The 21360-nt window shown below is 52.6% G+C and carries 20 protein-coding genes; 6 read left to right on the forward strand and 14 right to left on the reverse strand.

The features are described 5' to 3' along the window. Positions 1–103 precede the first annotated feature (103 nt). The 4 genes from KNP06_RS10215 to dnaE form a co-directional block, all read right to left on the reverse strand. Entirely contained in the window at positions 104–1039 is a 936-nt protein-coding gene (locus tag KNP06_RS10215; protein ID WP_214711713.1) for an acetyl-CoA carboxylase carboxyltransferase subunit alpha, read from the reverse strand. Further along, positions 1032–1886 carry an acetyl-CoA carboxylase, carboxyltransferase subunit beta gene (accD, locus tag KNP06_RS10220; RefSeq protein WP_214711715.1) on the reverse strand — a complete coding sequence of 285 codons (855 nt, stop codon included), beginning with the start codon at positions 1884–1886 and terminating at the stop codon, positions 1032–1034. Before accD ends, KNP06_RS10215 begins: the two co-directional genes overlap by 8 nt. A 14-nt stretch (positions 1887–1900) precedes the next feature. Beyond that, a complete protein-coding gene (locus tag KNP06_RS10225) occupies positions 1901–2455 on the reverse strand; it encodes a FadR/GntR family transcriptional regulator (protein ID WP_214711717.1) in 555 nt (184 codons plus the stop codon). 75 nt (positions 2456–2530) lie between these two features. Continuing rightward, positions 2531–5701 carry a DNA polymerase III subunit alpha gene (dnaE, locus tag KNP06_RS10230; RefSeq protein ID WP_214788787.1) on the reverse strand — a complete coding sequence of 1057 codons (3171 nt, stop codon included), beginning with the start codon at positions 5699–5701 and terminating at the stop codon, positions 2531–2533. A gap of 103 nt (positions 5702–5804) precedes the next feature. Here dnaE and KNP06_RS10235 point away from each other — a divergent pair, with 103 nt between their 5' ends. After that, positions 5805–5996, forward strand: coding sequence for a YtzJ family protein (locus KNP06_RS10235; protein WP_034778236.1), 192 nt, complete (start codon positions 5805–5807; stop codon positions 5994–5996). Between the two features lie 18 nt (positions 5997–6014). Here KNP06_RS10235 and KNP06_RS10240 read toward each other — a convergent pair whose 3' ends face one another. Further along, positions 6015–6980, reverse strand: a complete 966-nt coding sequence (locus KNP06_RS10240; protein WP_214711722.1) for a DHH family phosphoesterase — start codon at positions 6978–6980, stop codon at positions 6015–6017. Between the two features lie 77 nt (positions 6981–7057). On the opposite strand from KNP06_RS10240, the gene KNP06_RS10245 reads away from it, so the two are divergent. Beyond that, positions 7058–7372 (forward strand): YtpI family protein, encoded by a 315-nt coding sequence (locus tag KNP06_RS10245; protein WP_233004412.1) that lies wholly within the window; start codon positions 7058–7060, stop codon positions 7370–7372. Positions 7373–7418: 46 nt separating this feature from the next. Here KNP06_RS10245 and KNP06_RS10250 read toward each other — a convergent pair whose 3' ends face one another. Continuing rightward, entirely contained in the window at positions 7419–8729 is a 1311-nt protein-coding gene (locus tag KNP06_RS10250; protein WP_214711724.1) for a DRTGG domain-containing protein, read from the reverse strand. Positions 8730–8890: 161 nt separating this feature from the next. Between KNP06_RS10250 and KNP06_RS10255 the strand changes: the two genes are divergently transcribed. Beyond that, positions 8891–9988 carry a M24 family metallopeptidase gene (locus tag KNP06_RS10255; RefSeq protein WP_138859189.1) on the forward strand — a complete coding sequence of 366 codons (1098 nt, stop codon included), beginning with the start codon at positions 8891–8893 and terminating at the stop codon, positions 9986–9988. Between the two features lie 44 nt (positions 9989–10032). On the opposite strand, the gene KNP06_RS10260 is transcribed toward KNP06_RS10255, so the two are convergent. Together KNP06_RS10260 and KNP06_RS10265 are read right to left on the reverse strand one after the other, a co-directional pair. Then, entirely contained in the window at positions 10033–10755 is a 723-nt protein-coding gene (locus KNP06_RS10260; protein ID WP_138859188.1) for a metallophosphoesterase family protein, read from the reverse strand. A gap of 12 nt (positions 10756–10767) precedes the next feature. Beyond that, positions 10768–11493, reverse strand: a complete 726-nt coding sequence (locus KNP06_RS10265; protein ID WP_138859187.1) for an SDR family oxidoreductase — start codon at positions 11491–11493, stop codon at positions 10768–10770. Positions 11494–11676: 183 nt separating this feature from the next. Here KNP06_RS10265 and KNP06_RS10270 point away from each other — a divergent pair, with 183 nt between their 5' ends. Beyond that, positions 11677–12114: a universal stress protein gene (locus tag KNP06_RS10270; RefSeq protein WP_021065608.1), complete on the forward strand. Its 438-nt coding sequence runs from the start codon at positions 11677–11679 to the stop codon at positions 12112–12114. Between the two features lie 159 nt (positions 12115–12273). Here KNP06_RS10270 and KNP06_RS10275 read toward each other — a convergent pair whose 3' ends face one another. The 4 genes from KNP06_RS10275 to tpx all read right to left on the reverse strand — a co-directional run bounded on the left by KNP06_RS10275 (position 12274) and on the right by tpx (position 16127). Then, entirely contained in the window at positions 12274–12882 is a 609-nt protein-coding gene (locus tag KNP06_RS10275) for a 3D domain-containing protein (RefSeq protein ID WP_214706393.1), read from the reverse strand. A gap of 431 nt (positions 12883–13313) precedes the next feature. After that, positions 13314–14525 (reverse strand): acetate kinase, encoded by a 1212-nt coding sequence (locus KNP06_RS10280; protein ID WP_214706401.1) that lies wholly within the window; start codon positions 14523–14525, stop codon positions 13314–13316. A gap of 126 nt (positions 14526–14651) precedes the next feature. Beyond that, the gene (locus KNP06_RS10285) at positions 14652–15539 is read right to left on the reverse strand and encodes a class I SAM-dependent methyltransferase (RefSeq protein WP_214706403.1); all 888 of its coding nucleotides are present in this window, start codon (positions 15537–15539) and stop codon (positions 14652–14654) included. A 99-nt stretch (positions 15540–15638) separates the two neighbouring features. Beyond that, positions 15639–16127 (reverse strand): thiol peroxidase, encoded by a 489-nt coding sequence (tpx, locus tag KNP06_RS10290; protein ID WP_214706405.1) that lies wholly within the window; start codon positions 16125–16127, stop codon positions 15639–15641. A gap of 155 nt (positions 16128–16282) precedes the next feature. On the opposite strand from tpx, the gene KNP06_RS10295 reads away from it, so the two are divergent. Next, the gene (locus KNP06_RS10295) at positions 16283–17101 is read left to right on the forward strand and encodes an NAD kinase (RefSeq protein ID WP_034778250.1); all 819 of its coding nucleotides are present in this window, start codon (positions 16283–16285) and stop codon (positions 17099–17101) included. Between the two features lie 48 nt (positions 17102–17149). Here KNP06_RS10295 and KNP06_RS10300 read toward each other — a convergent pair whose 3' ends face one another. Beyond that, positions 17150–18730 (reverse strand): amidohydrolase, encoded by a 1581-nt coding sequence (locus KNP06_RS10300; protein ID WP_214711726.1) that lies wholly within the window; start codon positions 18728–18730, stop codon positions 17150–17152. A gap of 74 nt (positions 18731–18804) precedes the next feature. Continuing rightward, a complete protein-coding gene (gene ezrA / locus KNP06_RS10305) occupies positions 18805–20535 on the reverse strand; it encodes a septation ring formation regulator EzrA (RefSeq protein ID WP_214711728.1) in 1731 nt (576 codons plus the stop codon). A 237-nt stretch (positions 20536–20772) separates the two neighbouring features. Here ezrA and KNP06_RS10310 point away from each other — a divergent pair, with 237 nt between their 5' ends. Then, positions 20773–21255, forward strand: a complete 483-nt coding sequence (locus KNP06_RS10310) for a GAF domain-containing protein (protein ID WP_138859180.1) — start codon at positions 20773–20775, stop codon at positions 21253–21255. Positions 21256–21360: the final 105 nt, after the last annotated feature.

Raw genomic sequence — 21360 nt, forward strand, 5'->3', positions numbered from 1 at the left:
TTTGTTTTACAACACAAGTATGTGAAAAAAAAGCATGGGGTGTGCTCAAAACCAGTCATCTCGTGAGTGAATGAACGTGAACCCGAAGCGGTTGTTAACGTTTTCACGAGCCAATTGTGCCAATTTGATGATATTTGGCGGCCCGCCCTTGCAACAACTCATTTAGAGTCCGGCCTCGCAACTCTGTCATGTGTTGTGCTAATACAGGCTTTAAGAGTGATGACTGTAATGACACATCGATGTGGGCGCCGCCGAATACCTCGGTGACGACTTCATCGACAATCCCTAAATTCAGCAAATCTTGTGCTGTGATCTTCATCGTTTCCGCTGCGCGTTCTGCGAGCTTCGCGTCTTTCCACAAGAGCGCGGCGGCGCCTTCTGGTGAAATGACCGAATACGTGCTGTTCTCTAACATGAGCAGACGGTCACAGACACCAATCCCGAGCGCTCCGCCCGACCCGCCTTCTCCGATGACGATCGAGATAATCGGCACTTTCAACGTCGCCATCTCGAACAAGTTGCGCGCAATCGCCTCGCTTTGTCCACGCTCTTCGGCGGCTTTCCCAGGGTAAGCGCCTTTCGTATCGATGAACGTGATGACAGGACGATTGAACTTTTCCGCTTGCTTCATAAAGCGAAGCGCTTTGCGATAGCCTTCTGGATGCGGCATTCCAAAGTTACGTTTCATGTTCTCTTTCGTGTTACGACCTCGTTGATGGCCGATAATTGTCACCGCTGTCCCGTCGAGTGTGGCCAATCCCGTTACGATGGCAGCATCATCATAGCCGTGACGGTCACCGTGCAACTCGATGAAATCTGGAAACAGTTGGGTGATATAATCGAGCGTCGTCGGCCGTTTCGGGTTACGCGCCAGTTGCACGCGATCCCACGGTTTCATATTCCCATAAATGTCTTTTTCTAATCGATGAAGCTTTGCTTCAAGATTACGGATTTCTCGAGATAAGTCGATGCCTTTCGTCTCTGCCGTCTCGCGCAGCTTCCCGAGCTGTTCGTTTACTTCTTTGATCGGATCAAACATGATGGACCTCCCCGCCGTGTAACTCGATCATCTTCTTCAAGAACGAACGCATCTGTTCACGGTGAACGACGGCGTCTAGTTGCCCCGCTTCTAACAAGAACTCGGCAGTTTGGAAGTTGTCTGGCAATTTCTCACGAATCGTCTGTTCGATGATGCGGCGCCCGGCGAAGCCGATCAACGCCCCAGGTTCGGCGACGTTCACATCCCCGAGCATCGCGAAACTGGCTGATACGCCACCTGTCGTCGGGTGCGTCAAGTAGGCGACGTACAAGAGACCGGCTTCGTCATGTTGTTTCAACGCAATCGACGTATTGGCCATCTGCATCAAGCTGACCATGCCTTCTTGCATGCGCGCTCCGCCTGAAGCGGTGAACAGGACGACCGGCAATCGTTCTTTCGTCGCGGTCCGGACGGCCGAGGCGATCGCTTCTCCGACATACGCCCCCATCGATCCCATACGGAAGCGGGCGTCCATGACGCAGACGACGACCGGGAGCCCATCGATTGTGGCGCGGCCACAGACGATGGCTTCTTCAATCCTAGTTCGCTCCCTGTCTTTTTTCAATTTATCTTCATAATCTGGAAAATCAAGCGGGTTCTCTTTGACGAGCGGTCCCGCAAATTTTTCAAACGATTGACCGTCGACCAACATGTGAATCCGCTCATCTGCACTGAGCGGGAAATGGTAGCCGCAATCACACACTTTATGATTTTCGTTTAACTGTTTCGTGTAATGCATATATTTACAGGATGGACATTTTGTCATCAAGCCTTGTGGTGCGTCAATTTTTGGTTCTCGTTGACGCAAAGGCATATATCGTTTCGGTTTCTTGAAAAAAGCAGTCATCGCTTCCCCCTCGTTCATTCCGGCATCCCCGCCTCACGCCACATCTCCAACAATCGTCTACGTTCATCTTCAGTATACAAGTCGCCCGCGTCCGTCCCGTCATAAAATCGGTTTACTTCACTCCAAATTCGAATGAACAGTTCATTCTTCAACCCGAAGATGAGATGCTGCCGGAAGGCACGGTCCGTCTCCACACTCCCCTCGAGCAACGCGATGCGTTCCGGGGTCGGTTCGACTTCCGTCAACGCCAAGCGTTCGAGCAGTCGCAACATATCGACAATGTTTGACGCCTTCGTCTGTTTCGTGACGATAAATTCAGACAAAATCTCAATATACCGATGGCGATCTTGCTCACATAAAAACGTGCCGCCGCCGTGTCTCGTCTCAACGATTCCAAGGAAGCTGAGTGCCCGTAACGCTTCACGGACCGAGGCACGGCTGATGGATAGCGTCTCGGCGAGTTCCCGTTCTGACGGGAGACGGTCGCCTGGCTCGAGTGAGGCCTGGACGATCAACGTTCTAATTTTAGAAATGTTTTCATGAAATGAGGATGCGTGTTTTCCATGCATCTGACCGTTCAACTCCCTTTTTGGATGGCATTTTCTCTAAAGTGGTCAGACCAATTAATCAGATTATACCACTTTTTATGACTTGGTACTAGTTTTCGTACCGGGCAATTTCGAGTCGACCCGCTTCAACACGACATCCGTTTCACCAAACCGTTGTTTCAACGCCAAGAGCAATGTCTCCGTCGGATTGACCGCATACGCCGAGGCAAGTTGCTTCACTTCCTTTGAATCCGAGAACCGACAAATAACCGGCACATCCCCTTTGGACGTATGGAGCAACTCTTCGAGGTCGGCGAACGACTCTAAGCGCAGACGGACAAAGAGCGCTTGTCCATGGAGCGGCCGGACCCGCTCGACGACGAGTTGACGCCGTCCGTCCCGTTCATTTGGATGCACCTCGAGCAAGAGGACGTTCCCGACGTAAAGCGAGCGCGAAAATTGCGCGAACACCCGCGGGAAGATGACGACCTCATCTTGCGACACACCGTCATCGACCATGACGACACCCATCTCTTCGTTCTTCTTCGTCTTGAACGTACGAATCGCGTCCACATAGACGACGATGAATCCGCGTTCGCCATGGAGCACTTCATCAATCGTCACCGTCTCGATCGAGAGCGGCGCGACCGTCGTCAATGGCGAATGGACGATCCACGTCCCGAGCGCCTCTCGTTCTTCCTCGGACCAATTCGGCTCAATCGGCGCGGATCGTTTTAATCCGAGCGCGGACAATTCGTCCGGGAGCAGATGCGTCTCCGTCTCCTCGCGAAGCCGTTCGACCGCTTCAAAGGCACGTCGACGCTCACCGTGGTACATCCGATCCAACGCCCCAGCACCGAGCAGGCGTCGCAGTTTCATATGGTCTTTCGTTCCCCAGTCCATGAGTTCAAGCAGACGCTTCACATCCGTGAACTCGGCATGATGCTCAATCAACCGCTCGACATCGCGTTTCGTCAACCCTTGGACCGCCTTCAGTCCGAGACGCACGCCGGGCCCTTCTAAAAAGGCGGCGGCTTGTCCGTGCAGAACGTCGGGCGGATAGACAGGGATTTTTCCTTTCCGCAACATGCGGACGAGCTGATTCGTCTTGTCGTACGTCACGAGGTAGAAGATTCGTTCAAAGTGCGCCTTCACATAAGCTAGACGGTAACTGATCAAACTGTAGGCGACGGCGTGGGAACGGTTGAAGCCGTAACCAGCGAACTTCTCGATCCACGAGAACACTTGCCGCATCGAGTCACTGTCGAACCGCTCCGACGAACGTTCTAAGAAGCGGGCTTTCTCGACGTCAATCGCTGCCACGTCTTTTTTAGCGATGGCGCGGCGTATCAAATCCGCCTCGGCGTATGAATACCCCGCAAGCTCCCGCAACAAGCGCATGACTTGTTCCTGATAGACGAGCACGCCGTTCGTCGTCCGCATGATGTCGCCGACGACCGGATGGACCGCTTGATAAGGCATCCCATGCTTGCGCTTCGCATACGTATCGATGAACTGCATCGGCCCCGGACGATAGAGCGACATCGTGACAACGATATCCTCGAACTCGGTCGGCTTCACTTGCCGAAGCGCTTGTTTCATCCCTTCCGACTCAAATTGGAAAATCCCATCCGTGTCACCCCGGGCGAGCACGCGGAACGTCTTGGCGTCATTCAATGGGATCGTCTTCAGCGAAAACAGTTCATCCGTCTCCCGAATCAGCGCCTCCATCTGCCGGAGCCTCGTCAAGTTGCGCAGGCCGAGCAAATCGATTTTCAACAGACCGAGCGCTTCGAGATCCTTCATATTATATTGGGTCACTTGCTCCCCTGTCGTCGGCTGCAACGGTGTGATCGCATCAAGTGCCTCCCGGCTGAGCACAAGGCCGGCCGCATGGACCGAAGCTTGGCGCGGTAACCCTTCCAACTCGGAGGCAATTTTCAAGAGCTGCGAGCGCTTTTGACTGCCGGCGAACCATTTCACTTTCGAAGGGTTGGCCAAAATCCCGGCCAGCCCGTCATCTTTTACTTGTTTGCTGGCCGCTTGTCCTTCTTCAAGCGTCAGACCGAGCGCCCGCGCGACATCCCGTAACGCCGCCTTTGCACCGAACGTGGCGAGCGTACCGATTTGGGCCGCATGATTTTCACCATACTTCTCCAACACGTAGCGAACGACCTCATCGCGTCGTTCATCCTCGAAGTCCAAGTCGATATCCGGCATCGTGATTCGTTCCGGATTCAAAAATCGTTCGAACAAGAGACCGAACCGGACTGGGTCGACCTCGGTGATGTGAAGCGCGAAACTGACGAGCGACCCGGCCGCGGAACCACGACCCGGACCGACCTCGATCCCTTGTTCCTTCGCATAGCGAACGATATCCTCGACGATGAGGAAGTAAGAGGCGAAACCCGTCCGCGCGATGATATCGAGTTCATAGCGGGCCCGTTCGATATAATCTTCTTGGAATAGGTCGAGCGCCTTTAAGCGGTCGGCAACGAGTCGCTTCAACCGGTCGATGGCACCTTCGAATTCTGGGATGGATGTTGTCGCTTGCGGCAACCGAGTGACGGACACGAGAGATTCGAATCGGTCGAGTGCCTCGAGTTCGATCGGTTCAAACCAATCGTTCATCTCACTCGGTAGGCGGACGTATTTCCCTTTCTGGTGAACGTCTTCTTGCGAGGTGAGCTCTCCTTCGCCGATGGCGACGATGGCACGATACGCCTCGAAATCTTCTGGGCGCATGTAACACGTCTCGGGGGCCGGCACGAGCTTCGTGCCGAGCTCCTCCCGCATCTCGCGGAGCTGTCTGAGCATCAACGTCTGCTCCGTCGTTTGGGGCGCCGGCAATCCGAGCCATAGTTTCTCCTCGTTCACGTAACCGAGCAGATGGTTATACAAGCGCCTGCGGTGAACTGGGTCGTTCGTCTTCCAATTCTCCGGTAAGACGACTACCGCCAGTTCGGTCGTCTCGGTCACTCCATCGGCCTGCACAAGGCGATACAGTTCCGGCAACTGCTCCTCGGTCAACGCGTAGACGAGGACAGACACGTCAAACCCGTCCATCCGCAACGTGGTCCGCAACCCGATGACAGGTTTGACTGCATAGCGTTCGCACAATCGGACGAACTGCGGCAAGCCGTATAATGCATCGTCAGCGAGCGCGACGGCCCGACTCCCTCTCTCAGCCATCAGCGCGACGTATTGTTCAAGTCGAATCGTGCTCTGCATCAAACTAAAAGCCGATCGTACATTCAAGTGGATCACAAGATCCCCCCTTTCTTTTTTTCACAATTGTCAAACTCATTCCGGCACTTGTCTGATACAATAATTATAGACAAAACTTCTCCTAAAAGGGGGTATAAACCGTATGATTATTAATCGGGGCAAAATCGCACGTGACAAGCTCGAAAATTTACAGAACGGCCAGACCGTCTTCGCCGATAGCCCGGAGATTATCGACCGACTCCGCCGCTATATCGCCGAGTATCAACTCGACGTCGTCGAGGACGTGACCGACCGCGGCACATGGTTCATCCCACAAGATCAGGACAAAAGCTGAAGAGAGCTGACCAACGGGTCAGCTCTCTTCTGTTTCGAACGTGAACGGTGCCGCGACTTCATCGAGTGCCGCGATCACTTCGTCCATCTCTTCCCATGTATCGATCGTGGCACCGGCTGCCATCGGATGGCCGCCACCGCGATAGCGTTTCGCCACTTCATTGATAACCGGCCCTTTCGAACGGATTCGCACCCGAATCTCATCTTTGTTCTCGACGAACATGACCCAGCACTTCAATCCTTCGAGTCCTGAGAAACTGTTGACGAGCAACGATGCCGCTTCCGGTGTCGCGTGGAACGTCCGCAAGACGTTCGCATCGATTTTGACGTAGCCGACACCCGCTTCTGTCACGTTGACGTTTTGAAGCACATATCCTTGGAGTTGTAACGTCGCCAAGTTCGTCTTATACATTTGACGATACAACCGATTCGTATCGATGCCGTAGTTGATCAATTCGGCGGCGACCTCAAACGTGCGCGGCGTCGCATTGCGGAACTGGAACCGTCCCGTGTCGCCGACAATCCCGGCGAACAACAAGAATGCGGACGCCTCGTCAAGGGCAAGCCCCCAGATTCCCGCAAGTTCAGCAATCATCTCCGACGTCGAACTGACCGTCGTGTCGACGATTTGATGGGTCGCATACGCGTCCTCATCAGGGTGGTGATCGATTTTGACGACCGTCTTGCCTGTTAAGGCGTGCGGCCCATCGATTCGTTCGTGGTTAGCCGTGTCGAGCACGATGACGAGCGCGTCTTTGTACATGTCGGCTTCAACATGCTCCATCTTGCCTAAAAATTCTAAGTCGTGGACGATGCCGCCGACGACGTAAATCCGTTTTTCCGGATAAGCGACCTCTAACATCCGCTTCAACCCTAGCTGACTGCCGAGCGCGTCAGGGTCAGGACGGACGTGTCGGTGGATCATGATCGTATCCGCCGCTTCAATCAATTTCAATATCGTTGCTGCCTCTGGCCAGTGTGCCATCGCCATTCCTCGCTTTCTTGAACACTATTCTATGGTATGATGATAACAGATTACACGTCTGAAAGGGGTTTCTTCACTTGGGTCAATTAATTATGATCGGACTCATTTTGTTTTCGTTAGGTGCCTATTTCGTTTCTAAACGACGCGCCTATTTGACGAAGACACCATACCGGAAAGCGCTCTTTAACACGCAAGCGCTCATCTGGTTGAGCCTGTTCCTCGCACTTTTCGCCGTCAACCAAATGATCGGCGGCCTCGGGCTCGGCTCGACGATCGGTTGGATCGTCAGCATCGCCATGCTCGTCCTAGGGCTAGGCAATGCCGTCGTCGGGTTCATCCGGTACCGTAAAATCTATCCGCTCGCGAACGAAGAGCCGATCAAACAAGCATAAGGGCAGACAGAAACGAGCTGATGACATCATCAGCTCGTTTTTTTAGTTAACGGTCGATCAATTGCGCCGTAACGAGCGCTTTGGCAACGAGTTGCGTGCCTTGCGTCATCTCGACGTCGACTTTCCCGAACTTCCGGCCAAGGTCGAACACATTGGCCGAGACTCGGATTTGGCTCTCGATTTGAATCGGTTTCATGAAATAGACCGTGATATTCTCGACGACGAGGTCGCCTTTTTTCATATGACGCAGACTCCGGGTCGCCCCTTCGACAAGTAACGTCGTCAAGACACCTGACGACGCCGTCCCCATGTGGCTCGTCATTTGCGGCGCGACCTCGACGGTGAACGCGGTCCCGTTCGAGTTCGGATCTTCTTTCAATTGGTTCGTGATCATATTGTCGAACGTCTCGCCGACTTGCGGTTGGCGGTTGGCGAGTTGGAGCGCCTTCAAGACGTCTTGGCGGCTGATGATTCCGAGCAGACGGCCGTAGTTGTCGACAACCGGCAACATCTCGATACCTTCCCATACCATTTGATGGGCGGCATTGGTGACGCTTGTCTGAACGCCGACCGTGATCGGGTTCTTCGTCATCACTTTCTCGATTTCGGTGTCATGCGGGCGGTCAATCAAGTCTTTCGCCGTGATGACCCCGACGACTTTCATCTGTTCGTCGATGACGGGATAGCGATTATGTTTCGTCCGTTCATTGAGCTCGTGCCAACGTTTGACCGTATCGTCCACTTTTAAATAGAACGTGTCGTGGAGCGGAATGACGATATCCGATACGAGTAGAATCTCTTTTTTGATTAAACGGTCATAGATGGCACGGTTGATCATCGTCGCGACGGTGAAACTATCATAGGAAGTCGAGATGACCGGCATGTGGTATTTATCCGCCATCCGCTTCACTTCGTCGGTCGTATCGAATCCACCTGTGATCAAGACGGCACCGCCAGACTGGAGCACGAGCTCATGCGCCTTTTCCCGGTTTCCGATGATGACGAGCGAGTCGACATCGATGTAACGCATCATCGCTTCGAGCTTCATCGCCCCGATGACGAACTTCGAGAGCGTCTTATGCAGCCCGTCACGGCCGCCGAGCACTTGTCCGTCCACGATATTGACGACTTCAGCGAACGTCAGTTTTTCGATATTCTCTTTGTGCTTACGTTTGATCCGGATCGTCCCGACCCGTTCGATCGTCGACACAAATCCTAAGTTCTCTGCTTCTTTGATGGCCCGATACGCCGTTCCTTCTGATACCGCCAACTCTTTTGCGATTTGGCGGACCGAAATTTTGGACCCGACATCGAGCGACTCGATATGTGCTATGATCTGTTCATGTTTTGTTGTCATGTCACGAGTCCCTTTCCTCAATACATTTTCTGTCATCCTCAGTATACTGTATCAGTCGTTCTTCTTCAAACTGTACTACTGAAATGGTGACATTTCCTTTCCGTTTTGGAAAACGTTATAATGAGAAAGAACGCCAATGAACGAGAAGGAAGGGAAACGAGTTGAATCAACGAACCAACCATATTGCACAATCTTTGGCCACGAAAGGGTTAGACGCCGCTTTCGTCACATCGAAAGCATCGGTCTTCTACTTTTCAGGAGTATACGCCGAGGCTCATGAGCGGCTCATCGCCATTCTTGTCTTGAAGAACGGCACGACCGCGATCGTCTGTCCAGCACTTGAAAAAGGAATCGTCGAAGCGAGCGAGTGGAACGGCGATATCGTCACGTACATGGATCATGAAAACCCATGGGACAAAGTCGTCAAACTGTTCCTCGACCAACAGATCATCCCCGAGCGAATCGGAGTAGAAGGCGAGCATTTGACGTACAATCGCGCCGAGCAACTCCGCGCCGGTTTCGCGGGACTGTCAATCATCGACTTGACGGAAGAGTTGCAGGCACTTCGCATGATCAAGTCACCGGACGAGGTCCGCTTGATGAAGCGCGCCGCCGAACTCGCCGATATGGCGATCGAGGCAGGGATTCGCGCATTGCGTGAAGGCGTGACCGAGCTCGAGGTCATCGCGGAAATCGAGTATGCGATGAAGAAGCACGGCGTCCGGGAGATGTCGTTCGACACACTTGTGTTGTTCGGTGAGAATAGCGCCGACCCGCACGGTGTACCCGGTAACAATCGCTTGAAGAAAGGCGATTTCGCTTTGTTCGACCTCGGTGTCATTTGGCAAGGATACGCCTCTGACATCACTCGCACCGTCGTCTATGGAGAAGCGAGCACGAAACAACGAGAGATTTACGAGACCGTCCTCAAGGCCGAAGAAGCTGCGATCGAGATGGCAAACGTCGGGACGACGCTCGGCTCGATCGATATCGCGGCCCGTCAAGTCATCACGACGGCCGGCTACGGGGAATACTTCACGCATCGTGTCGGACACGGTATCGGCATCGAAGTACACGAATTCCCGTCAATGGCCGCCAATAACGACATGACGGCCCAAGTCGGGATGACGTTCACCGTCGAACCGGGGATTTATCTCCCTGGCGTCGGCGGCGTCCGCATCGAGGACGACATCGTCATGACCGAGAGTGGCCCGATTCTGTTGACGAGTTATCCGAAAACGCTCCAAGAAATCGATTGAGTCACAAAGAAAGACCAGCCGCGCGCGGCTGGTCTTTTTCACGGTCAATAAAAGAGTCGGAACATGACGTCTCGTTGTGGCACGTCACGGCGTTCCATCGTCTCAAGGAACGAGCGTTTGTCATACGGCACGGCTTGTGGGTGAATCGAGAAGCCGGCCTCACCCCACTCGAGGATGCCGTAACGGGCCAAGTCGTCACGGGCGACACCGAGCGCTCCCGGATTGAAATAATGTTTCACGTCATCCCGAAACATGTGCTCCGGATGATGATGCCCGAAGCAGATGACATCCGCCTCATACGCCGCGTAAAGCGACTGCATGTTCGAAAGTGTCGCCTCGACGATGTCGTGGAACGGTTCCTCTGTGATCGGCGTCTCCCGTTTCTCGGTCGGGATATGGTAATGGATGCCGTATACGCGAGTCCCTTCGACAACACGTTCAATCGTGCGCGGCAGCTTGAAGAGCGCCTCCGCATAGGCAGGTTTCAACGTACGCGCCACCCACTCATGATGCGGGCGCGTGTGTGCGTAGCTTTCGGGATGCCCTGTCCCAGCCATGAGCGACAACACGGCCTCGTCATGGTTGCCCGTAATCATGTGCACGCCGCGGTCGAGCAGTCGCGCCATCACTTCGTTCGAATCGGGTCCCATCGCAATCATGTCCCCTAAACTCCAGATTTGATCGATCCCTTGCCGGTCCAGTTCGGCAAGCACCGCATCGAGCGCTTGGACGTTGCCATGGATATCGGTCAATATGGCCAACTTCATGCAGACCCCTCCTTATTTCCGGTATTGATGGACGACGTTGACACCGCCGGTCACATCAATGACAGCACCCGTGACCATGTCAGAATCGTGAGCGAGCAAGAACAGAATCATTCGCGCGATATCTTCACCTGTCCCGTGACGGCCGACCGGTGTCTGGTCATCCGGTTCGGCCGCTTCGATTCGCATCTCTTTTTGTGCCCCGACAATATTGCCTGGATTGATCATATTGGCCGTGATGCCGTAGGCCGCCTCTTCAAGCGCGACCGATTTCGTCAAACTGACAAGTCCCGTTTTCGCTGCCGCGAACGCCGACCGGTGAATCCAGCCTGGTGCCGTCGCACTTTCCGGGAAGCCGTACGTGATGATGCGGCCGAACTGTTTCGACCGCATGCTCGGGATGGCTCGGCGCATCAACCAAAACGAGGCTGACAAGTTACCCGTGATCACCTCGTCCCATTCCTCGTCAGACAAGTCGACGAGACATTTCCGTTCAAAGATATATGGCCCGGCATTCAAGATGAGCGCATCCGGTTCTCCGAACTTGGCCACCGCCTCTTCATAGGCACTCAAGACGGCCTGGCGGTCCGTCAACGGCGTCTCGATCATATGTAACCGCTCGTGGTTCCAATCGATCGGCTTCCGTTGCAATACGCTGACGTGCCAACCTTCTTCTAACAGACGTTCCGTCACAATGCGGCCGATCCCTTTCGCACCGGCCGTGATGACTACGTGTTTCATCGTCATCCCTCCTCTGTATCATCTTACCCGTTCCGTCTGCTCATTTCCAAACTTCAACCTGTTCAGTGAGAAAGTTGTGAATCTTTCACACATTTCTGAAAGAACCGGGCGTGAATTTAGGCAGAAGTGGTATACTATACATGTAAGCCGCACGTACATTTCAAGCGAAAGGTTGGGATTTACATGGCAATTGTCTACAAACATATTCTATCTGCCGTCGACGGCTCGAAAGAGGCGGAACGCGCATTTGAAACAGCAATCGACGTCGCCCTTCGAAACGATGGCAAGCTGTATATCGGTCACGTCATCGATACACGGACGTTCGCCACGGTCGAAGCATATGACCGGACGATTACCGAGCGTGCTGAAACGTATGCGAAGGAATTGCTCGAGGACTACGTCAATCGCGCGAAAGAACGTGGTGTCAAAGAAGTAGAGACGGTCATCGAGTACGGCTCTCCGAAAGTGACGATCGCTAAAAAAATCGCACCGAATCACGACATTGATCTCATCATCTGTGGAGCGACCGGGTTGAACGCCGTCGAACGCTTCTTCATCGGTAGCGTCTCTGAAAGCATCGTCCGCTACTCGAAGTGTGACGTTCTGATCGTCCGCCAATAACGTATTAACCAAGGGCCATCGCAATCGCGGTGGCCCTTGTCTGTGGTTAATTCACTTACGACCTTGATTTGATTGTGGAGCGAACCGTTTAAGCCACCATCGTTTTCATACGCGAACGAAGGGCCACCGCAGATGCGATGGCCCTTTCTCGTTCACCTATTATAACACTTTGACAGTAACCGTTTTGCGGCCAAATTTGAGGGCCGCACTTTGTGAGTACATCAAGATGTCGATTTTGTTGCCTTTGATGGCGCCGCCTGTATCAGCCGCTGTGTATGTGCCCGTCAACTTCCCGCCGACGTACACTTGTACTTTCTTACCGAGCGGGATGACGCGCGGGTCGACAGCGACGACGTTACGTTTTTGGGCCCGGACGTTCCAGCCTAATGCCGTCACACCTGAACATCCTTTGCAATACGGTGTGTAGGCCGAGGCATTCATTTTATAAGTTTTCGCCTTCAAACTTGTTTTTGTTACCGACTTTGAAGCTTTTTTAACTGACTTCAAGTACTTAGCAGCGATCCAACCTGCTTTTCCTTTGTAGTTGACGCGAATCCAAGCCCCTTTTGAGCCGGTACGCTGTAATTGTTGTCCTTTGTTGATCTTGCCGATGACTTTTCCGTTGAGTGAACCTGCCGAGCGGACGTTCAATCCGTTGACTTGGCTTTGAACGTAAACTTTTGAAGATGCCTCAACTTGTTGTTGTGGTAAGAGCATAGCGAGTGTCATGACCGTCAGTAGTAAGACCGTTCCAATTTTTTTGAGCATGTGGTTTGTCCTCTCCTAGTCGGTTTGTGAGTTGTAAGTTCATGGTGTCGAATCTGTGGTGCCGTATTCACTGTCACATTTCGCGTTTATTGCTGAATGTTTCGTCCAGATAACTATATGACGAAACATGACGACGTGCGTTTACAACTAAAATTCATTTGAGTGTCATCAAAGTTACGGTTAGATTACAAAACCGCCATCCTTTAAAGAAAGATGACGGTTTTAATAATAATCTTTAGTTTTTGTCACATTAATTTCCATTTAAAGGAATTAATATATCTGGACTATTACGAAAACCTGCTTTTCTTACGTCGAATGTTACAAACGAGATGGATTCATTCGGTCCATTGTCACAATCCCTTCCCTTTTCATGCGTCAAAAGCACTAAAAAAGTCCGTCTCGCAAGGTTGCGGGACGGACTTTGTAATAACTTAAACGTGTGACTCAAAGAGGTTGGCGATGCGTACGGTATCGCGTGCGATGACCAACTCTTCGTTCGTTGGGATGATGATGACTTTGACTGGTGAGTGCGGGTAGTTGATGAACAACTCTTTACCGCGTGCTCCGTTGTTGAGTGATGGATCCCAGTAGACGCCCATGAACTCAAGGCCACGAAGGATGCGCTCACGGATGACGTCAGAGTTTTCTCCGACACCAGCTGTGAAGATGATCGCATCGACACCGTTCATCTCTGCCGCATATTGACCGATATAACCGTGGATGCGGTTCGAGAAGATTTTGAGCGAGACTTCGGCACGGTGGTTGCCTTCAGCAGCAGCTTGCTCGATGTCACGCAAGTCACTCGAGATACCCGAGAGACCGTAGACGCCTGACTCTTTGTTCATGACGTTCAATACATCTTCAGCCGACTTGCCTGTCTTTTGCATCAAGAACGGGATGAGAGCCGGGTCAAGTGATCCTGAACGTGTGCCCATCGTGATTCCTTCGAGTGGCGTGAAGCCCATCGTCGTGTCGATCGAACGACCGCCGGCAACCGCTGCGATTGATGCACCGCTACCGAGGTGGCACGAGATTAAACGAAGGTCTTCAAGCGGACGACCGAGAAGCTCTGCCGCACGTTGCGTGACGTACTTGTGGCTCGTTCCGTGGAAACCGTACTTCCGGACGCCGTGCTCCGTGTAGTACTCGTACGGAAGGCTGTACAAGAAGTTCTCTTCCGGCATCGACTGGTGGAACGCCGTGTCGAAGACCGCGACTTGCGGTACGTTCGGTAAAATCGTTTGGAACGCACGAATCCCCGTTAAGTTTGGCGGGATGTGGAGCGGTCCGAGTTCGACGAACGATTCGATGTTCTTCATGACTTCATCGTCGATGACGACCGAATCCGCGTACAACTCTTTCCCGTGAAGGACACGGTGACCGACGCCTGCGATTTCGTCGAACGACTGAATGATATCAAGGTCGATCAATTTTTCGAGCGAGAGCTCGACCGCTTCTTTATGTGAATGAAGCGGTGTGACGATATGGAACTTTTGTCCTTCGCCATATTTAATCGTGAAGATCGCATCTTCTTTTCCGACACGCTCGACGAGCCCGACGGCGAGCATCTTCTCAGATGGCATCTCGAGAAGCTGGAACTTTAATGACGAACTACCTGCGTTGACTGCCATAATTTTTGTCATGTCATACACCTCTTACCTTTCGATTTAAACACGAGTCTTTATCTGTTCTCTTAAAAACCGATAACTGTATCATAATGAAGATACTTGATATGGCATATGTTTTTCAAGTCTTTTGCCCAATAAAAATTATGTTGTTTTAAACCAATCGTCAATCTGTTTCACAATATTGGCAACCGCACGTACGTCCGTGAACGACGGCAATTCGACGAGGAGCGCTTGTTTCGGGCGTTTGACGCCTTCCCCGAGCTTTTGTAACATCAATAGGCTCTTCGCATATCGCTCATCTTTGAACATCGTCGTCGGGAGTTGCAGAACTCCTTTGACGACGGCCTCACGGTCCATCCACTGTTTTAATTTCCCTTCGTCATCCTGTTCAAACAAATTGTTCGGGATGACGAAGATGCCATGCGCGCCCGGTTTCAGGTGGCGCATCGCTTGTTCGATCAACAAGAAGTGGGAATAGGAATGGCCTTCCTCACGTTTTAAGGCGTAGCCTGACGCCACCTCATCGTTCGGATAGTAGCCGATCGGCAAATCGACGAGCGCTAAATCGCTCGGCTCGACGAACAACGGTGCGAGCGCGTCCTGGTGGAAATACGACACCGGTTTCCCGAGTAAGTTACTGATCGCGTAAGACAGACGTAGCATCGTCTCATCGACTTCGACGGCTTGTGCGGTGGCGTCTTTCAATTGTGTCAACACGGTATGCACGAGTGTCCCCGTCCCGCTTCCAAGTTCGAGCACGCTCGCCCCGTCTTTGACGAGCTTCGTTGCCAAGTACCCGATGAACAGGCTGACAGCGTCCGGTGTCGGTTGGTGGTTCGGCGGGAGTGTCGTCGTCTCCTCGAGCACGAGCAGACTGACGGCTTTGCGGACATCATCCGTCTTCTCTTGTTCGACATCGACCCGTTCAAATACTTCAATCAACGCCTCGAGCGGTAACAAATCAAGGTCGGTCGTCAGCTTCTTCGCCTCTTTCTTCCAATCCCGATACAATTGTTCAAATCGTTCCATCTTCGATCATCCTTTCCATACAAAACCGGCCCTCTGATGGAGAGCCGGTCGGTTCACTTCTATTAGTGTAAGCGATTCGTGGTCATTTCGCCAAGCGAATCAGTTCGCTTTATCAAACGCCTCGAGCGCCGCATCGAAATCGACCTCGTCTGTCATCTCATCCATGTACTGGACGTATTGGACCGTACCTTCTGAGTCGATGACGAACACCGAGCGTGCGAGGAGACGGAGCTCTTCCATCAACACGCCGTAAGATTTCGCGAACGATTGGTCGCGGTGGTCCGATAACATGATGACGTTATCGAGTCCCGAGGCCGCACACCAGCGACGTTGTGCGAATGGCAAGTCGTTCGACACAGTCAAGATTGTCCCTCCAAGCGTTGCCGCTTTCTCGTTGAACGCACGCGTTTGTGCATCACAGACGCCTGTATCAATCGACGGGACGACACTAATCAATTTTTTCCCTGGGTATGACGCGAGCGTCACCTCTTCAAGTGCCGTCGTGAGCGCTGTAAAGTCCGGTGCAGCATCTCCGACTTTGACCGGATTCCCTTGCAGTGTAACGGTATTGCCTTTAAATGTTGGCATCGTTTCATCCCCTTTGGTTTGATTTATACTTCTTCATCATATCGATGGTGCCGTCTCGATGACAAACTTCCTGCCTCAGACGGCCTGATTGTGATTTTCCCTATATCGAGCGTCTAAAACGCTGTATAATGAAAGAGACTCAATTGACAAAGGGGATGACATGGATGAGAAACAACGTTTATTTGTACCATCGTAACGTCAACGACTTTACTAAAGAGGTAAAGAAACTAATCGAGATCGGTGAGAAGCATGGCTTCAACGTCGTGAATCGTCCGGAAGACGCCAACATCATCGTCGCCATCGGGGGAGATGGCGCGTTCTTACAGGCCGTCCGTTATACAGGCTTCCGTCAAGACGCCATCTACGTCGGGTTCGGACGCGGATTGAATGAGTTTTATTGCGACTTCGACATACATAAGCTCGACGAAGTCGATCGTTTATTCTCAGATAACTCTGCTCGGATCGAAGCCGGGCTCGAGGTACGGAAATATCCGCTCTTATCGGCTTCAATCAATGAATCGACACCGATGCTTTGTTTGAACGAAGCTTCGATCAAATCGAGTATCATCAAATCACTCGCCATTGAGGTATACATCGACGATCTTCACTTCGAGACGTTCCGCGGCGACGGGATGGTCGTCTCGACGCCGACCGGCTCGACGGCTTATAATAAATCACTCGACGGCGCGATCGTCGACCCGCTCATCCCATGCATGCAAGTGAGCGAGATCGCTTCGGTGAACAATAACCGTTACCGTACACTCGGTTCTTCGTTCATCGTCCATGATTCACGCAAACTGTCGCTTCGCATCGTCGAAGACGGGAACGACTATCCGATCATCGGGATGGATAACGAGGCGCTCAGCCTCAAATATACCGATCGAATCGATATCGAGCTCTCTGACCAAGTCGTCAAAACGGTCAAGTTGAAAAACAACTCGTTCTGGCACAAAGTACAACGCTCATTCTTCTAAACGATAAAAGGCTAGCCGTCCATTTTACTTAGACGGCTAGCCTTTTTATTATGCGTTGACGACGTCGGCCTCATACACCGGCGACCCTTCGACGACCGTCATGACGAGTCGGTTGTCGAGGATGTCGCGCCCGCGAAGTTCGAAGAAGTCTTCTTCCCACACCGTGAACGTGGCGTTATAACTTTGAATCAACAAGCCGTCACGTCCGTGCGTGCCTGTGGCGACACGCGGGGCATACGTGAAGCTACGGAGCGCTTCATACATCGACAGGCGTTCCGGCGGATTGAGCGCGCCCGACTCCTCGAACGATTGACGGGTGACGGCACCATACAGGCCTTTTCGCACATCGACCGAAGAAATCGGGGCGTCACTGCCCCCGAGGACGAGCGCTCCCGTGTCGAGCATCGATTTGAAGCGGTAGGCGTTATCGACCCGGTCGTTTCCGAGCCGGTCGAACAACAAGTTCATGTCGTCCGACAAGAAGATCGGCTGCGCATCTATCAATACCGGCAGCGCCTGGATCCGTTTCAACAATGCATCGTTCAAGAGCGAGGCATGGATGATTCGGTCCCGCGTCCCGCGCTTGGCCGGATACTTCTCGAGCAACGTGATGAACTGTTCGGCGGCGGCATCCCCGATGACGTGAGCTGCCACGTTCATACCATACGACCGCGCCTTTTTGACGAGCGCCTCGAGATGGTCTGGACGATGGACCTCGATTCCGCGCTGACCCGGTTCGTCCGTATACGGTTCCGATAAGAGTGCCGTCCGTCCCCCGAACGACCCGTCGACGAACAGTTTCATCGCCCCGAAATCGAAACGTGGTCGTTTCGCGAGCGCATCGTGACGGATTAATTGATCGACGACTTGTTCATGGACGAGCAGATGGGCGTGGAACGGGAGATCTGCTAACACGTCCTCATACGCTTGAATCGTCTCGAGCGGGTCGCCATGATAGAACAGGTCTTCCGTATGGGCGCCGACAATCCCGTGGGCGAAAAGCGAGTCGATGGCCCGGTGGAGTGAGGCGACATTTTTCTCGCGATTCCCACCTAGTTCTTTATGGAGCAAATCGAGCGCCGCATCGTATAGCACCCCGTTCAGTTTTCCTTCCGCGTCGCGTCCGAGCTTTCCGCCTTCGATGACGGTATGGTGAATCAAGCCAAGTCGTTCCAATCCTTTCGAGTTGACGACGGCGACGTGGCGACAGACCCGCTTCAAGACGACGGGCCGGTCCGGAATGACGGCATCGATCATCTCACGCGTCGGCATCTCTCCGAGCAGACGGTCATTGAACCCTTCCGCGACGAGCCAATCGTCACTTCTGTCACTGCCGTCCTTTTGTTTCATCGACTCGAGCAGAGCTTGCAAATCCGTCGTCTCGGTCGCGTCGATGCGGTCGAGCGCTTCCCCGTATCCGATCAAATGGATGTGCGAGTCGGTGAACGCCGGATAAACGCTCTTCCCTTCAAGGTTCACAATCTGTTTGACCCTTCCGGCGTATGTACGACGAAGGTGGCCTTCCTCACCTAGCTTCAGAATGCGACCGTGCTCGACATACATGGCGCGAGCCTGTTCATGCTCTTTATTCATCGTATAGATCTTTCCGTTTACCCATAGCGTTCCCATCACAAAATTCCTCCTCGATTCAAAAAAGATTGACGTCTACGTTAATTCCCGTTTACGTCAATCTTCATGCATCATTATTTTCGTAATAGCTCTTGTTGCTCCAAACCTTTTTCGACACGCTGACGAATCTCGCGGGCCGCGCCTTCATCGAAGCGCCCGAGGACGCGTTCACCGATTTCAACGGCCGTGCCGTACTCTCCGTGTAAAAACTTGTTCTCGGCGAGCGTCAAGGCGATATGGACCTCGTTGTCACGCCGGCGATAGCGGTTCGCGTATTGCAGCAGCTGCTCGGCGTACGTGACTTGGCGTAAGAGCGCTTTGACCCGGTCGCGGAAGTTGTCCATCGTCTCTTCGACGTCGTGGCTGAGTCCGACGATATACGTCATATTGAACGGCGCCTTCTCGAACTGTTCGTCCAACGATTGAACGCCTTTTTGCAATTGGCGCATATCGCTCGTCAAATCCGTCGGGACGACCGGCATGGCGCTCTTCGTAAGGAGTCGGCGATGGGCCGACAATTCTTTCTTCCAAGACTCGAGCTTGTTACGAACCTCGAGCTCTTCTTTACGGAGCGAGTTCGTATTCTCGATGAAGCGTTCATGCATGGCACTAAACTGGTCGAGCGACCGTTTTGCTTCTTGCACTTTCGACTTGATCATGCTGAACGGGATCATCTGGGCGACGAGCGCCTGTTCGATATCGAGTACGTTCGCCGTGAGCGTCGCCCGCTCACGTTCAAGCTGTTCAAATTCTTCACCGACTCGAGCGTTGATCTCATAGTTGCTGACGAGTCGAGTCATCTCTTGATGGAGTCGCGCCATGACTTCGCTCGTCTGGCGGTCACGGTCTTTCACACTCGCGAATTCTTTCTTCACGTATTGGCGCGCGTCGACTTCGGTCCGGAACGCTTCGAACAACTGGTCGATGTCCGAACTGAGCTGTTGCATGTCCATCTCGAAATGATCGAAGTCGAGCTGTTCGATGCGGTCCATAAGAGCCGATCGGCGATCTTCCGCCTGCTCGATTTCTTCCATTAAACCGAGCGGTTCGAGCGCGTAGCCGTCCATTTGCATCTCTTTATGCCCCGAACGCAACTGGTTGAGCTGTTGTTTCAAGTCAACCTGCACCGTGCGGACGAACTGAGGGATGACACTAACGAGTTCACGAATCTTCGTCACTTTCTCAGACAAGACTTGGCCGGCGACGTAAGCCTCCGATACTTGGCCTTCTTGCTTCAACGTGATCATCTCGGTCCGTTTTGCTTCCGCTGCCGCAATCTCAGATTCGACGAGTTCATACGTCGGGCCGAACGCACTGTTTTGCGCGACGAGTGTCTTCCGGAATTGGTACAGCTCTTTCTCGTCTTTTTTGACGATATCGAGCAGCGACGAATGATGCTGATTAAACTCATCCATCTCGTCGAGCATGGCGTGTACCATCGACTCGAGCTCTTCAATCAACTGTTCCGTCGCATTCAAATCCGATTTGACTTTGAGGAAGCGATATTTGTCCAAATCTTCTTCGGCATGATAGAGCGCCTCATCGATTTGCCCGGTATGTACACTGACGAGTTCGTCCCATGACTGATGCCAACGCTCGAACTTTTCTTTCGTCTCGCCCTCCATCGGCCACTGTTTGAACTTCTGCAGTTCGGCCGGGACGCTGGCGCTGAGCACGCTTTGTTTGCGCATGTCTAAATCATCAATTTTCTGGTAAAAATTCCTTCGCACGAGCATGCTTCCCAGCATCGCCCCTAATGCGATGACAATAATTCCAATTAAAATTCCGTAGATTCCGTAATCCATTTCTGTCACAACCTCCAAGCCGCTTTCGTGGACTTATGTATCTGAATGAATAAATGAAGTATTTTATGAGTATAGATAATACTAATCATATTATAGAACCAATGATTTGCATAGGTTTTCCAACGGTTTAGGGAGAGAATGTTATTTTTCACATGAATCTTTTAAGAAGACAAAATAAAAAAATGCGTGTACCATAATGCTAATCAATCTTGCTTTCATTCATTAGGAGGGAATCCCATGTTCCAAACGACTACTTACTCTGGCGACTTGGCCGCCGGTTACGACCTACTAAACAAACAACTCGCCGCGCTACTCGAAGGCGAGACGAACCGTGTCGCGAACCTTTCAAACGCGAGCGCGTTGCTCAACCAATTCCTCGACCGGATCAACTGGGTCGGCTTCTATTTAACAGAAGGCGAAGACGCCCTTATCCTCGGACCGTTCCAAGGTCTGCCGGCTTGCGTCCATATCGCGTTCGGCAAAGGAGTCTGCGGGACAGCCGCCTCGACGCAAGAGACACAACTCATCGCAGACGTTCATCAGTTCCCGGGCCATATCGCTTGTGACGCGGCTTCGAACTCGGAAATCGTCGTCCCGCTCGTCCGTGACGGTAAGACCATCGGCGTACTCGATATCGACAGCCCTGAGTTCGACCGCTTCTCGGATGTCGACCGTCAAGGGTTGGAGCAATTCTGTCAGACATTACTTCGCTTCATCTGATTGACAAGCGAATCATTTCGTCGTATACTGATTTTTGTGCATGAAATGACGATAGCAGTCATTGACAGACGTATCCACCTTTCGGGCCTCGACTGAGTCGGAGGA

It is taken from the genome of Exiguobacterium sp. s21 (assembly GCF_018617975.1).
In the GTDB taxonomy this organism is placed as follows: domain Bacteria; phylum Bacillota; class Bacilli; order Exiguobacteriales; family Exiguobacteriaceae; genus Exiguobacterium; species Exiguobacterium mexicanum_A.

What these genes read in the sequence shown, in the direction of transcription:
- KNP06_RS10240 (WP_214711722.1), bottom strand. Translation starts at nt 6,980, where the DNA reads ATGGCACACTGGCCAGAGGCAGCAACGATATTGAAATTGATTGAAGCG.
- KNP06_RS10260 (WP_138859188.1), bottom strand. Translation starts at nt 10,755, where the DNA reads ATGAAGTTGGCCATATTGACCGATATCCATGGCAACGTCCAAGCGCTC.
- KNP06_RS10265 (WP_138859187.1), bottom strand. Translation starts at nt 11,493, where the DNA reads ATGAAACACGTAGTCATCACGGCCGGTGCGAAAGGGATCGGCCGCATT.
- KNP06_RS10280 (WP_214706401.1), bottom strand. Translation starts at nt 14,525, where the DNA reads ATGACAAAAATTATGGCAGTCAACGCAGGTAGTTCGTCATTAAAGTTC.
- ezrA (WP_214711728.1), bottom strand. Translation starts at nt 20,535, where the DNA reads ATGGATTACGGAATCTACGGAATTTTAATTGGAATTATTGTCATCGCA.
- KNP06_RS10235 (WP_034778236.1), top strand. Translation starts at nt 5,805, where the DNA reads ATGATTATTAATCGGGGCAAAATCGCACGTGACAAGCTCGAAAATTTA.
- KNP06_RS10215 (WP_214711713.1), bottom strand. Translation starts at nt 1,039, where the DNA reads ATGTTTGATCCGATCAAAGAAGTAAACGAACAGCTCGGGAAGCTGCGC.
- KNP06_RS10250 (WP_214711724.1), bottom strand. Translation starts at nt 8,729, where the DNA reads ATGACAACAAAACATGAACAGATCATAGCACATATCGAGTCGCTCGAT.
- KNP06_RS10285 (WP_214706403.1), bottom strand. Translation starts at nt 15,539, where the DNA reads ATGGAACGATTTGAACAATTGTATCGGGATTGGAAGAAAGAGGCGAAG.
- KNP06_RS10310 (WP_138859180.1), top strand. Translation starts at nt 20,773, where the DNA reads ATGTTCCAAACGACTACTTACTCTGGCGACTTGGCCGCCGGTTACGAC.
- tpx (WP_214706405.1), bottom strand. Translation starts at nt 16,127, where the DNA reads ATGCCAACATTTAAAGGCAATACCGTTACACTGCAAGGGAATCCGGTC.
- KNP06_RS10270 (WP_021065608.1), top strand. Translation starts at nt 11,677, where the DNA reads ATGGCAATTGTCTACAAACATATTCTATCTGCCGTCGACGGCTCGAAA.
- KNP06_RS10295 (WP_034778250.1), top strand. Translation starts at nt 16,283, where the DNA reads ATGACATGGATGAGAAACAACGTTTATTTGTACCATCGTAACGTCAAC.
- KNP06_RS10225 (WP_214711717.1), bottom strand. Translation starts at nt 2,455, where the DNA reads ATGCATGGAAAACACGCATCCTCATTTCATGAAAACATTTCTAAAATT.
- KNP06_RS10300 (WP_214711726.1), bottom strand. Translation starts at nt 18,730, where the DNA reads ATGGGAACGCTATGGGTAAACGGAAAGATCTATACGATGAATAAAGAG.
- accD (WP_214711715.1), bottom strand. Translation starts at nt 1,886, where the DNA reads ATGACTGCTTTTTTCAAGAAACCGAAACGATATATGCCTTTGCGTCAA.
- KNP06_RS10275 (WP_214706393.1), bottom strand. Translation starts at nt 12,882, where the DNA reads ATGCTCAAAAAAATTGGAACGGTCTTACTACTGACGGTCATGACACTC.